This window comes from Burkholderia sp. BCC0097 (assembly GCF_902832985.1).
Taxonomy (GTDB): Bacteria; Pseudomonadota; Gammaproteobacteria; order Burkholderiales; family Burkholderiaceae; genus Burkholderia; species Burkholderia orbicola.
This window is the reverse complement of sequence record NZ_CADFDM010000002.1, coordinates 822,028-833,902: the sequence shown is the minus strand read 5'-3', so window position 1 is coordinate 833,902 and position 11,875 is coordinate 822,028. Positions and strand designations below refer to the sequence as shown.

General features: G+C 69.9%; 11 protein-coding genes. 8 read left to right on the top strand and 3 right to left on the bottom strand.

The features are described 5' to 3' along the window. Nucleotides 1–93: 93 nt before the first annotated feature. Genes HWX07_RS09025 through HWX07_RS08995 form a run of 7 tightly spaced genes read left to right on the top strand, consistent with a single transcriptional unit; the run spans nucleotide 94 to nucleotide 7,419 of the window. The gene (locus tag HWX07_RS09025) at nucleotides 94–843 is read left to right on the top strand and encodes an SDR family oxidoreductase (protein ID WP_012336587.1); all 750 of its coding nucleotides are present in this window, start codon (nucleotides 94–96) and stop codon (nucleotides 841–843) included. Beyond that, entirely contained in the window at nucleotides 834–1,445 is a 612-nt protein-coding gene (locus HWX07_RS09020; protein ID WP_011545589.1) for an HAD-IIIA family hydrolase, read from the top strand. The genes HWX07_RS09025 and HWX07_RS09020 overlap by 10 nt, the downstream gene beginning before the upstream one ends. Further along, nucleotides 1,442–2,647, top strand: a complete 1,206-nt coding sequence (locus HWX07_RS09015) for a glycosyltransferase family 9 protein (RefSeq protein WP_175876045.1) — start codon at nucleotides 1,442–1,444, stop codon at nucleotides 2,645–2,647. Before HWX07_RS09020 ends, HWX07_RS09015 begins: the two co-directional genes overlap by 4 nt. Before the next feature lie 3 nt (nucleotides 2,648–2,650). Next, the gene (locus HWX07_RS09010) at nucleotides 2,651–4,396 is read left to right on the top strand and encodes a carbamoyltransferase C-terminal domain-containing protein (RefSeq protein ID WP_175876044.1); all 1,746 of its coding nucleotides are present in this window, start codon (nucleotides 2,651–2,653) and stop codon (nucleotides 4,394–4,396) included. After that, the gene (locus tag HWX07_RS09005) at nucleotides 4,393–5,394 is read left to right on the top strand and encodes a glycosyltransferase (protein ID WP_175876043.1); all 1,002 of its coding nucleotides are present in this window, start codon (nucleotides 4,393–4,395) and stop codon (nucleotides 5,392–5,394) included. Before HWX07_RS09010 ends, HWX07_RS09005 begins: the two co-directional genes overlap by 4 nt. Then, nucleotides 5,391–6,479 (top strand): glycosyltransferase family 9 protein, encoded by a 1,089-nt coding sequence (locus HWX07_RS09000; protein WP_175876042.1) that lies wholly within the window; start codon nucleotides 5,391–5,393, stop codon nucleotides 6,477–6,479. Before HWX07_RS09005 ends, HWX07_RS09000 begins: the two co-directional genes overlap by 4 nt. Next, complete coding sequence (locus HWX07_RS08995) at nucleotides 6,469–7,419, top strand: glycosyltransferase family 4 protein (RefSeq protein ID WP_175876041.1); 951 nt, start codon at nucleotides 6,469–6,471, stop codon at nucleotides 7,417–7,419. The genes HWX07_RS09000 and HWX07_RS08995 overlap by 11 nt, the downstream gene beginning before the upstream one ends. 29 nt (nucleotides 7,420–7,448) lie before the next feature. Here HWX07_RS08995 and HWX07_RS08990 read toward each other — a convergent pair whose 3' ends face one another. Beyond that, nucleotides 7,449–8,483 carry a sigma-54 dependent transcriptional regulator gene (locus HWX07_RS08990; RefSeq protein ID WP_175876040.1) on the bottom strand — a complete coding sequence of 345 codons (1,035 nt, stop codon included), beginning with the start codon at nucleotides 8,481–8,483 and terminating at the stop codon, nucleotides 7,449–7,451. 332 nt (nucleotides 8,484–8,815) lie between these two features. Between HWX07_RS08990 and HWX07_RS08985 the strand changes: the two genes are divergently transcribed. Continuing rightward, a complete protein-coding gene (locus HWX07_RS08985; protein ID WP_175876039.1) occupies nucleotides 8,816–10,183 on the top strand; it encodes a sigma-54 dependent transcriptional regulator in 1,368 nt (455 codons plus the stop codon). Nucleotides 10,184–10,200: 17 nt separating this feature from the next. Here HWX07_RS08985 and HWX07_RS08980 read toward each other — a convergent pair whose 3' ends face one another. Together HWX07_RS08980 and HWX07_RS08975 are read right to left on the bottom strand one after the other, a co-directional pair. Beyond that, nucleotides 10,201–11,124, bottom strand: a complete 924-nt coding sequence (locus HWX07_RS08980; protein WP_175876038.1) for a glycosyltransferase family 2 protein — start codon at nucleotides 11,122–11,124, stop codon at nucleotides 10,201–10,203. Further along, nucleotides 11,103–11,798, bottom strand: a complete 696-nt coding sequence (locus HWX07_RS08975) for a PIG-L family deacetylase (protein WP_175876037.1) — start codon at nucleotides 11,796–11,798, stop codon at nucleotides 11,103–11,105. Before HWX07_RS08975 ends, HWX07_RS08980 begins: the two co-directional genes overlap by 22 nt. Between the last annotated feature and the right edge of the window lie 77 nt (nucleotides 11,799–11,875).

Here is an 11,875-nt window from a genome sequence, read left to right as displayed (position 1 = left end):
GGCACGGTTTTCGCTGTACCTCATGCACGGACGGTTGTCGCGACAAGTGTCGCCGTCAGCCGGATGGTTTTCCGACATCGACAGGAGGTGCAGGTGAACGCGACTCACGATCCAGCCAAACCGCCGCTCGCCGGCCGGACCGCACTCGTGACCGGGGGCGGCCGCGGTCTCGGCGAAGCCATTTGCGAAGAGCTTGCGCAGCACGGCGCGCACGTCGTCGTCGCCGATCTCGACGGCGACCGCGCGGCGGCCGTCGCGCAGCGGCTCGAGCGGCACGGCGGGCAGGCGGTGGGCCGCCCGCTCGACGTGCGCGACGAGGCATCGGTGCTGCAGGTCGTGCACGATGCGCGCGAGTCGCTCGGCGAGCTCGACGTGATCGTCAACAACGCGGCGATCGACGTCACCGCGCCGATCGACGACGTGAGTGTCGACGCGTGGCAGCAGGTGCTGATGACGAACCTGTTCGGCCCGTACCTGATGTGTCACGCGGCCGTGCCGATGATGAAGGCGCGCGGCAACGGGCATATCGTCAACATCGCGTCGACCGCGTCCAAGCGCGCGTGGCCGAACGCGTCCGCGTATCACGCGACGAAGTGGGGGCTGCTCGGGCTGTCGCACGCGCTGCACGCCGAACTGCGGCCGAGCGGCGTGCGCGTGTCGGCGATCGTCGCGGGCGGGATGCGCACGCCGTTCCTGCTCGACCGTTTCCCGGACATCGACGAGGACACGCTGCAGCCGCCGGAGCACGTCGCGGCCGCCGTGCGCTTCGTGCTGACCCAGCCGCCGGGCACCGTGGTGCCGGAGCTGATGGTGCTGCCGATGAAGGAGACGTCATGGCCCTGAAGCGCGAACGGCGGCTGCCCGGCGCGGTGCTGCTCGACAAGGACGGCACGCTGCTCGACGACGTGCCGTACAACGTCGACCCCGCGCGCATGCGCCTCGCGCCGGGCGCCGCGCGCGCGCTGCGCACGCTCGGCGCGACCGGCATGCCGCTGGCGGTCGTGTCGAACCAGCCGGGCGTCGCGCTCGGCCGCTTTACCGAAAACGAGCTTGGCGCGGTCCGCCAGCGTCTCGCCGAATTGTTCGAAGCAAATGGCGCGACGCTGGCGGATTTTTTTTACTGCCCGCATCACCCGCGGGGCAGCGTGCCGCGCTACACCTGTGACTGCATCTGCCGCAAGCCGCGCCCGGGCATGCTGCGCCGCGCGCTGAGCGCGCTCGGCGCCGTGCCCGAATGGAGCTGGATGATCGGCGACATTCTCGACGACGTCGAGGCCGGCCGCACCGCGCGCTGCGGCACGATCCTGGTCGACTGCGGCAACGAGACCGAATGGCAGCTCAACGCCGCGCGCACGCCGCACCACGTCGTCGATCGCATCGACCTGGCCGCCGACATCGTCGTGCGCGAGGCCGTGCGCCGGCACGGCTCGTGGGTGCGGCGATGAGCACGGCCTGGAGCCGCGCCCGCCGCATCCTGTGCGTGCGGCTCGACAGCATCGGCGACGTGCTGATGACCACGCCCGCGCTGCGCGCGCTGAAGGAGAGCGGCGCCGATCGCCAGCTGACGCTGCTGACGTCGCGCACGGGCGCCGCGCTCGCGAAGCATCTGCCGATGGTCGACGACGTGTGGAGCTACGATGCGCCATGGGTCAAGCACCCCGACGTGCGCGGCGACCCGGTGGCCGATCTCGACATGATCGACCGGCTGCTGGCGGGCCGCTTCGACGCGGCCGTGATCTTCACCGTCTACAGCCAGAATCCGTTGCCCGCCGCGATGATATGCTGGCTCGCCGGCATTCCGCTGCGGCTCGCGCATTGCCGCGAGAACCCGTACGAACTGCTGACCGACCGCGTGCCGGAAACCGAGCCGGAATCGCACGTGCGCCACGAGGTCGCGCGCCAGCTCGCGTTGGTGCGCGCGGTCGGCGCGAAGACGTCGGACTGGCGGATGGCGTTCGAGCCGGGCGACGCGGCGCGGCGGGCGGTGCACGCGCGCCTGCAGGCCGCGTTGCAGCGCGTCGGCGGCGCACGTGGGCTGGAGGCGACGCGCGCGCGCTGGCTGGTCGTCCATCCGGGCGCGACCGCCGCGTCGCGGCGCTGGCCGGCCGAGCGCTTCGGCGAAGCGGCCGCCGCGGTCGCGCCGCTGTTCGACGGCATCGCGGTGACGGGCAGCGCGGACGAACGCGCGCTGGTCGACGCGGTGTGCGAACGGGCGGGGCCGCGCGCGGTGCCGCTGGCCGGCGTGTTGCCGCTCGGCGAGCTCGGCGCGCTGATCGAGACGGCCGACCTGCTGCTGTCGAACAACAGCGGCCCCGTGCATCTCGCGGCCGCGCTCGGCACGCCGGTGGTCGACCTGTACGCGCTGACCAATCCGCAACACACGCCGTGGCGGGTGCCGCACCGTGTGCTGAACGTCGACGTGCCGTGCCGCAACTGCTATCGCAGCGTGTGCAATCAGCCCGGCCATCCGTGCCTGCGCGGCGTGAGCGTCGACGACGTCGCCGCCGCCGTGCACGCATTGCTGCGCGGCCGCGCGCGCCATGCGCAACGCGCGGCCGGGCGGGCTGCCGCCCACGACGAAGGCGAGCCAGTCGCGGCGCACGCATCGAACGTGATTCCGTTCGCGCACGTCATCACGAGGAACTGACGCATGCCTGAATCGACCTATACGCTCGGCATCAACGCCGCCTTCCACGACAGCGCCGCGTGCATCGTGCGCGACGGCGTCGTGATCGCGGCGGCCGAGGACGAACGCTTCACGCACGTGAAGCACGCGAAGCGCCCGGTGCCGTTCTCGACCTGGGAGCTGCCTTTCCACGCGATCGACTATTGCCTCGCGGAGGCCGGCATCACGCTCGCGGAGGTCGACCACGTCGCGTATTCGTACGACCCGTGGTTCGAACTCGACCGCGAAGGCACGGCGCCGGCGCTGACCTTGCCGCTGTCGCCGTCCGCGCATGCGCCGCGCGAGGATGGCGCGTCGCCGTGGCATCCGCTGTTCCTGTCGTCGATCGTCAACGCGCCGCGCCAGCTCGCGGGCGGCGCGCCGCATCATCTGCAGCGGCGCTTTCGCGGCGTCACGCACGACGGACCGTTCCGCTGGCATTTCGTCGAGCACCATCTCGCGCACGAGGCGAGCGCGTTTCTCGCGGCGCCGTTCGAGCGCTGCGCGGTGATGACGATGGACGGGCGCGGCGAGCGCGCGACGACGAGCTACGGCGTGTTCGACGGCCGCGCGTACCGGCGGCTCGGGCAGGTCAACCTGCCGCATTCGCTCGGCCTGCTGTACGAGCGCTTGACCCGCTATCTCGGCTTCCTGCACTCGTCCGACGAATACAAGGTGATGGCGCTCGCGTCGTACGGCAAGCCGGTGTTCGCCGACGAGATGCGCAAGCTGGTGCGGTATCGCGGCGAAGGGCGCTACGACGTGCTCGACGCGGATCTCGCGGCAATGTTCGGCCCGGCGCGCGAACGCGGCGGCCCGATCGAGCCGCATCACTACGACATCGCGCATGCGCTGCAGCTGGTGCTCGAGGAGACGACGTTGCAGGCGGTCGACTGGCTCGCCGCCGAGACCGGCGAGCGGCAGCTCGCGATGGCGGGCGGCGTCGCGCTGAACTGCGTGATGAACGCGCGGATTCGCGATCGCGGCCCGTTCGACGACGTATGGGTGCAGCCGGCCGCGGGCGACGCGGGCACCGCGCTCGGCGCCGCGCTGTGGACCGACTTCCGGATGCGCGGCGCGCGCGGCGACTGGCGGATGGATCACGCGTATCTCGGGCCGGCGTACGGCGACGATGCGATCGAGGCGTTCCTGAAGGAAGCGCAGCTGCCGTACCGGCGCCTTGCCGACGTCGCCGCGCAGACGGCCGAGCTGCTCGCGGCGAACCGCGTGATCGGCTGGTTCCAGGGGCGCATGGAGTTCGGCCCGCGCGCGCTCGGCGCACGGTCGATCCTCGCGTCGCCGATCGATCCGGACATGCAGCAGAAGCTGAACCGGATCAAGGATCGCGAGGATTTCCGGCCGGTCGCGCCGGTCGTGCTCGAAGACCGTGCGCATCACTGGTTCAGCGGCGGCCGGCGCACGCCGCTGCGCGCGCCGTTCATGCTGTTCGTGTACGACGTCGTGCCCGAGCGCGCCGAGAAGATTCCGGCGGTGCGTCACATCGACGGCACCGCGCGCGTGCAGACCGTCGACGACACCCAGCATCCGCTGCTGCATGCGTTGCTGACCGAGTTCGACGCGCTCACCGGCGTGCCGGTGCTCGTCAACACGTCGTTCAACACGCGCGGCGAGCCGATCGTGTGCTCGCCGCGCGACGCGATCGAATGCTTCTGGACCTCGCCGCTCGATGCGCTCGTGATCGGCCCGTTCCTGCTGGAGAAGCCTAGATGAACATGCGCGACACGCACCTGCCGCCCATGGTGTCGGTGGTCGTGCCGACCTACCGGCGGCCCGATCTGCTCGAACGCTGCCTGGACGCGCTGTGCGTGCAGGTGTTCGATCCGACCACCTACGAGATCGTCGTCGTGGACGATGATCCGGCCGGCAGTGCGCGCGCCGTCGTCGATGCGTGCCGCGCGCGCGTGACCGACGTGCCGGTGATCCGCTACATGACCGCGCCCGACACGCAGGGGCCGGCCGGCGCGCGCAACGTCGGCTGGCGCAGCGCGGGCGGCGCGTTGATCGCGTTCACCGACGACGACACGATTCCCGATCCGACCTGGCTGCGCCATGGCGCAGCCGCGCTGCTGGCCGAGCCGTCGGCGTCGGCCGCGGCCGGCCGGATCGACGTGCCGTTGCGGCCGCGCCCGACCGACTACGAACGCGACGCGGCGGGGCTCGCGCACGCGGAATTCGCGACCGCGAACTGCTTCGTGCGGCGCGCGGCGCTCGAACGCATCGGCGGCTTCGACGAACGCTTCACGCGTGCATGGCGCGAGGACGCCGACCTGATGTTCGCGCTGCGCGAGCATGCGGGGCCGATCGTCGAGGCCGACGCCGCGCGCATCGTGCATCCGGTGCGTCCCGCGCGCTGGGGATCGAGCATCGGCGCGCAGTCGAAGGTGTATTTCGATGCGCTGCTGTACAAGAAGCATCGCATGACCTACCGGCGTCATATCCGGCCGGTGCCGCCGTGGCATTACTACGCGGCGGTGCTCGCCGCGCTCGGCGCGATCGGTTTTTTCGCGGCCGGCTGGCCGGCGCCGGCCATCGTGTGCGCGGCGGTGTGGGCCGCGATTACCGCGGGGTTCTGCGCGAAACGGCTGCGCGGCACGCAGCTTACGCCGTCGCATGTGGCCGAGATGATCGTCACGTCCATCGCGATTCCGCCCGTGTCGCTGTACTGGCGCATGCGCGGCGCGCTTCACTTCAGAGTGTTATTCCTATGAAGCTCGATCCCGGCGTCGATTCCGACGGCTCGCGCGGCCCGAAGCGGATCGCGGTGTTCCGCGCTTTGCAGCTCGGCGACATGCTATGCGCGGTGCCCGCGCTGCGCGCGCTGCGACGTGGCGAACCGGATGCGCGCATCACGCTGATCGGTCTGCCGTGGGCGCGCGAATTCGCGTCGCGCTTCTCGGACTACATCGACAGCTTCATCGCATTCCCCGGCGCGCCGGGTCTCGGCGAACAGCCCGAACCCGATGCGGCCACGCGCGAGGCGTTCATCGCCGAATGCCGCTCGCGCGACTTCGACCTCGCGATCCAGCTGCACGGCAGCGGTGCGCACACGAACGCGATCGTCGCGTCGCTCGGCGCGACGCGCACGGCCGGCTTCGTGTCGGCCGACGGCGGCACGGCCGCGCTCGACTGCGCGCTCGTGTGGCGCGACGACGAACCCGAAGTGACGCGCTATCTGGCGCTCACGCGCAAGCTCGGCTACGCGGACTGGGGCGACTACCTCGAATTCCCGCTCGGCGGCCTCGACTACGCGCTGTGGCACGTGCTCTGCGACGAACACGCGCTCGACCCCGGCCGCTACGTGATCGTCCATCCCGGCGCGCGAATGGCGTCGCGGCGCTGGCCGGTCGAACGCTTCGCGCACGCCGCGCGGCAGCTCGCCGACGACGGCTGGCAGATCGTGCTGACCGGCACGCGCGCGGAACTGGCGCTGGCGAGCGCGTTCGCCGAGCATCTCGGGCGGCCGTGCGTGAACCTGTGCGGCCGCACGCCGCTCGGCGCGCTGGCCGCGCTGATCGCCCGCGCGCGGCTGCTGTTGTGCAACGACACGGGCGTATCGCACGTCGCAGCGGCGCTCGGCACGCCGAGCATCGTCGTCGCGTGCGGCAGCGATACGGCCCGCTGGGCGCCGCTCGACACCGGGCGTCATCATGTGCTCGCGAACTACCCGCCGTGCCGGCCGTGCATGTTCGATACGTGCCCGTACGGGCACGAGTGCGCGACGGCGATCGGCGTCGGCGACGTGATGGACCGGGCGGGCGAACTGCTCGCGGAGGAGAGACGCCATGTCACGTAAGCGGTTGCGCGTGCTCACCTGGCACGTGCATGGCAACTACCTGTATTACCTGTCGCAGGCGCCGCACGATTTCTACATCGTGACGAAGCCGCAGTATCCGCCCGGCTATGCGGGGCGCGTCGGGCACCTGCCGTGGGGCGACAACGTGCACGAGGTGCCGGCCGAGTGCGTGCGCGACACCGAATTCGACTGCGTGCTGTATCAGCACGCGAAGCACTACCAGCACGACCGCCTGCGGCTGCTGAGCGAAGCGCAGCGCGCGCTGCCGACGCTGTTCGTCGAGCACGATCCGCCGCGCGAGCATCCGACCGACACGCTGCATCCGGTGCAGGACCCGAACGTGTTGCTGGTGCACGTGACGCCGTTCAACGCGCTGATGTGGGACAACGGCGTGACGCCGACGCGCGTGATCGAGCATGGCGTGCTGATGCCCGAAGGTGTCGAGTATCACGGCACGCTGCCGAAGGGCGTGGCCGTCGTGAACAACCTCGCGCGCCGCGGCCGGCGCCTCGGCGCGGACCTGTTCGAGGCCGTGCGGCACAGCGTGCCGATCGATCTGGTCGGGATGGGCTCGAGCGAGCTCGGCGGGATCGGCGAGGTGCCGAACCCGGCGCTGCCGCAGTTCCTGTCGCACTACCGGTTCTTCTTCAATCCGATCCGCTATACGAGCCTCGGGCTCGCGGTGATCGAGGCGATGATGGTCGGGCTGCCGATCGTCGCGCTCGCGACGACCGAGATGGCGCAACTCGTGAAGACCGGCAGCAACGGCGTGGCCGATACGCGGCCGGCCGTGCTGGTCGACGCGATGCGGATGCTGATTCGCGATCAGGAACTGGCGCGCGAGTGGGGCGCGGCGGCCAAACGCGACGCGTGCGAACGATTCGGCATCGAACGGTTCGCGCGCGACTGGGACGCCGCACTGCGCGACATGACGGCGTGATGGCGTGATGGCGGCGTGACCCGCCGCACTCACGGCGTCGTCGCGGGCGGCGATGCGGGTGCGTTGCCGCCGCCGTTCGCGGTATTCGGCGGCGCGCTGCCACTGACTGCATTGCGCTCGTTTTCGGGCAGCAGCGCGAGGCGGTTGTACAGCGTTTTCAGGCTGATGCCGAGCGCCTTCGCGGTGCGCGGCTTGTCGCCGTTGAAATGCCGCAGCGACGCGACGATGAAGCGCTGCTGCGTATGCGCGAGCGTCGTGCCGATATGCAGCGTCATCGCGTTGTGACGCACTTCCTCGCGCGGCGGCGGGCGGCGCGGCAGCTGCAGCTCGATCTGCTCGTCGGCGAGGATGAACGCGCGCTCCAGCGTATTGCGCAGTTCGCGAACGTTGCCGGGCCACGTGTACGCGCGCAGCGCCTTCATCGCCTGCGTCGACAGCCGTTTGCGCGTGCGGTGCCGCGCGTTCAGCCGTTCGACGATCTGCAGCGCGATATCGCCGACGTCGTCCTCGCGTTGCCGGAGCGCGGGCACGTGCAGCGCGATCGGTGCGATCCGGTAGAACAGGTCTTCGCGCAGCGTGCCGCTGCGCAGTGCCTCGACCGGATCGTGATGGGTCGCCGCGACGATCCGCACGTCGAGCGGAATCGCCTCGTGGCCGCCCACGCGGACGATCGTGTTGGTTTCGAGCGTGCGCAGCAGCTTGACCTGCAATTCGAGCGGCATCTCGGCGATCTCGTCGAGAAACAGCGTGCCGCCGCGCGCGGCCTCGAACATGCCCACATGTTGTGCAACGGCACCCGTGAAGCTGCCTTTTTCGTGACCGAACAACTGCGACTCCGCGATGTCCTTCGGAATCGCGCCGCAGTTGACGGGCACGAACGGGCCGCGCCGGCGCGGGCTCATGTCGTGAATGAGCCGGGCGACGATATCTTTTCCCGCACCGCTTTCGCCGACCACCAGCACACTCACGCGGGTGGCGGCGACGCGCGACACTTTCAGCAGCAGATCCTGAATTGTTCGCGAACGGCCGAACAGTCGCGTGCCGTCATCGTCGGATTTCGACATGGAGTAATAACCGGGTTGGGAAGTTTTGACCGAATGTGTCGGGACCAGGTAAAAAAGGACGTGGCACACGCCGCTTTTCACATACTCAGAATACCTTTTATACCGATTCGCCGACATTGAATCTGGCAATGCGATTTATGGCGACAGATAGATTTATTCGATGAGCGGCGAATGCACGACGTCGTTCTTCTATACTGCTAAGCACTCGTTTTCAGTGCAGGACAGCCTGTCTGCCCGTTCGTGTGCAGCGTTGAAAATGATGACGCGCATGACGCTGCACGTGCCGCGGTGCCGGCCGATGCACGCGCCGGGCCGCATTACAAGGAGCCTTGATGCCTTACGTCCTGATCGTCGAAGACGATGCCGATACGCGAACGATGCTCGCCACGCTCGCACGCACGCAGCAACTGACGTGCGATACGGCCGCGACGCTTGAAGAAGCGCGCACGCTCGTCTCGACGCACACCCCCGATCTCGTGCTGTGCGACCTCGTGCTGCCCGACGGCAACGGGATGGATCTGTTCGACGCATTGCCGAAGCGCGCGCATTGCGAAATGGTATTGACCACCGGCCACGCGAGCCTCGAAACCGCGATCGACGCATTGCGCCGCGGCGCGACCGACTACCTGGTGAAGCCGCTCAACATGCAGCGGCTGAACAGCATCTTCGCGCGCGTGCCGCGCACGACCGCGCTGCACGAGGAAATCGCGGAGTTGCGCTCGGAGTTGCAGCGGCTCGGCCGCTTCGGCCGCATGCTCGGCAGCTCGCCCGCGATGCAGGCCGTGTACGACGCGATCGGCCGCGTCGCGCGCACCGAAGCGTCGGTGCTGCTCACCGGCGAGTCGGGTACCGGCAAGGAACTCGCCGCGCAAACGGTGCACGACTTGAGCCTGCGCCGCCGCGGCCCGTTCCTCGCGGTGAACTGCGGCGCGATTGCCGCGAATCTCGTCGAGAGCGAGATGTTCGGTCACGACCGCGGCAGCTTCACCGGCGCGGAACGCCAGCACAAGGGCTTCTTCGAACGCGCGGACGGCGGCACGCTGTTTCTCGACGAAATCACCGAGATGCCGCTCGAATCGCAGGTCAAGCTGCTGCGCGTGCTGGAGACCGGGCGCGTCACGCGGCTCGGCTCGACGCGCGAGATCGACGTCGACGTGCGCATCGTCGCCGCGACCAACCGCGACCCGGAAGCCGCGATGGCCGACGGCAAGCTCCGGCCCGACCTCTATCACCGGATCAACGTGTTCCCGATCCCGCTGCCGTCGCTGCGCGAACGCGGCGACGACATCCCGATGCTCGCCGATGCGTTCCTGCAGCGCTACAACGAAGAGAGCGGCCGCAACCTGCGCTTCTCGCCGGCCGCGCGCGAAGCGCTGAAGACCTACGAATGGCCGGGCAACGTGCGCGAGCTGCGCAACTTCGTGCAGCGCGCGAGCATCTTCACCGATGCCGACGTGATCGACACGCTGCCGCCGCCGATCATGGACGAGCTGTCCAGCATGGTCGATTCGCATGAAGATCGCGTAACGGTGCCGTTCGGCACGCCGCTCGAGGAAGTCGACCGCAAGCTGATCCTCGGCACGATCGCGCAATGCGGCGGCGTGAAGGCGCAAGCGGCCGAGGTGCTCGACGTCAGCCTGAAGACGATCTACAACCGGCTCGCGCAACTGGAAGACGAAGCGGAGAAGCCGGATTCCTGATGCCGCTACGACCGCTTTCATGTTTCCGTTCCGGCCTCGCGGCGCGTATCGCGCTCGAGGCGGCGGCGCATGCGTTCGACGTGCGGCGGGATCGTGCGTCGTTCGCGCAGGGTCCACGGCAGGCCGGCGAACGTGCGCACGATCGCGCGTTCGCGGCGCAGCAGCGGCAGCATGCGCAGGGTATGCCGCCACGCGGCCGTTGCCGGCCATCTGAGCCACGCGGTCCACACCGCGTTGCGGGCGGCGGTGCGCGCGCGCGTCGGCCGGTCGCGCTGCGTCGACGGGTAGTGATGGACGGTCAGGCGGGGTGCATACACGAGCCAGTGCCCCGCGCGATACAGGTCGAGCGCGAGCAGCGCTTCCTCGCCGCCGAGAAAGTAGTGCGGATGGTAGCCGCCCGCGCGCACGAACGCGTCGCGCCGGAAGGCGGTCGCGCCGGCCAGCAGCCCGAGGATCGGCCGGCCCGGCAGCGCGACGGGCGCGTCGAGCGGGCTGTCGGCCATCAGCCGGCAGGTCGGGTCCTCGCGTTCGTCGGGGCCGACCAGCACGCGCGCGGTGACGGCCGCGACGTGCGGATACGCGTCGAGCAGGTTCGCGGCTTCGGCGATCGAGCCGGGCGCCCACCACGTATCGTCGTCGCAGAACGCGACGTGGCGCGTGCGGGCGACGGCGACGCCGAGATTGCGGCCGGCCGCGCCGAGGTTGCCCGGCGCATGCACGAGCGCGACATGCGGAAAGCGGTCGTGGATCAGCGTGGCCGTGTCGGCGTCCGCCGCATTGTCGACGACGACGATCGCCGGCCGGTCGGGCAGCACGGACAGGTGTTCGAGCGTACGCGCGAGTTCGGCGGCGCGCCGGCAGGTCAGCACGATCGCGGTCACGCGCGGCTCGCCCGGCGGCAGCGCGACGCGCGCGGGCGTTACGCGGACGTGACGTCGCATTCGAGCCGCCAGATCGTTTCGGGTTCGCGGAGAGCGGCACGCATATGAGGTTCCAGCAGCGTTACCTGGCTCGCGTACGCATCGACGGCGGCGGCTTTCGCGGCGACGCTTTGCGTGTCGCCGGCCGCCGGCGCCGCGACCGGCTGCGCGCTCCAGCCGCGCTCGCGCCATTCGATCACGCGCCGGGTCATCAGCCCGTCGATGCGGCGATACGGTACGTCCTCGTAGAAGCGCCAGACGTGCGACGGATCGTCGGCACGCAGCAGCGACAGCATGGCCGCCTGCACTTGCAGATGATCGCGGTGGAACAGGCCGGCCGGCGCGAGCACGCCGAAGCCCGGGTGCGCGTCGATCGCCGCGGCCACGCGTGTCGCGATCGCGGTCGACGTAGTCGGTACGCCGTACTGATCGTCGAGGAAATCGAGCCACACGGGGCGGGCGTCGAGCAGCGCGAGCGCGCGGCGGTCTTCGTCGTGGCGCGCGCGCATCGCTTCGTCGGCGTGGCGGAAGCCCGCGCGCTGATCCCACGGTGGCGCGGGCGTGCCGTGCGGCGGGATGCCCGCGAACACGGTGACGACGATCGAGCCGGGCGCCTGCGCGAGCAGTTGCCCGCAACTGAAGACGGCATCGTCGAGATGCGGCGAGACGACGAGCCAGCGTGTCGGGTCGGGCATGGCGTGAAGTTCTCCATCGTGAGCGGCCGGGCCGCCGGTTCCGATCGGCCAGCATGCGTCGTGCCCGCGGGCGGCGC

Coding starts and splice junctions, on each gene's coding strand:
- HWX07_RS08975 (WP_175876037.1), bottom strand. CDS start 11,798: ATGCCCGACCCGACACGCTGGCTCGTCGTCTCGCCGCATCTCGACGAT.
- HWX07_RS08990 (WP_175876040.1), bottom strand. CDS start 8,483: ATGTCGAAATCCGACGATGACGGCACGCGACTGTTCGGCCGTTCGCGA.
- HWX07_RS08980 (WP_175876038.1), bottom strand. CDS start 11,124: ATGCGACGTCACGTCCGCGTAACGCCCGCGCGCGTCGCGCTGCCGCCG.
- HWX07_RS09005 (WP_175876043.1), top strand. CDS start 4,393: ATGAACATGCGCGACACGCACCTGCCGCCCATGGTGTCGGTGGTCGTG.
- HWX07_RS08985 (WP_175876039.1), top strand. CDS start 8,816: ATGCCTTACGTCCTGATCGTCGAAGACGATGCCGATACGCGAACGATG.
- HWX07_RS09000 (WP_175876042.1), top strand. CDS start 5,391: ATGAAGCTCGATCCCGGCGTCGATTCCGACGGCTCGCGCGGCCCGAAG.
- HWX07_RS08995 (WP_175876041.1), top strand. CDS start 6,469: ATGTCACGTAAGCGGTTGCGCGTGCTCACCTGGCACGTGCATGGCAAC.
- HWX07_RS09010 (WP_175876044.1), top strand. CDS start 2,651: ATGCCTGAATCGACCTATACGCTCGGCATCAACGCCGCCTTCCACGAC.
- HWX07_RS09020 (WP_011545589.1), top strand. CDS start 834: ATGGCCCTGAAGCGCGAACGGCGGCTGCCCGGCGCGGTGCTGCTCGAC.
- HWX07_RS09015 (WP_175876045.1), top strand. CDS start 1,442: ATGAGCACGGCCTGGAGCCGCGCCCGCCGCATCCTGTGCGTGCGGCTC.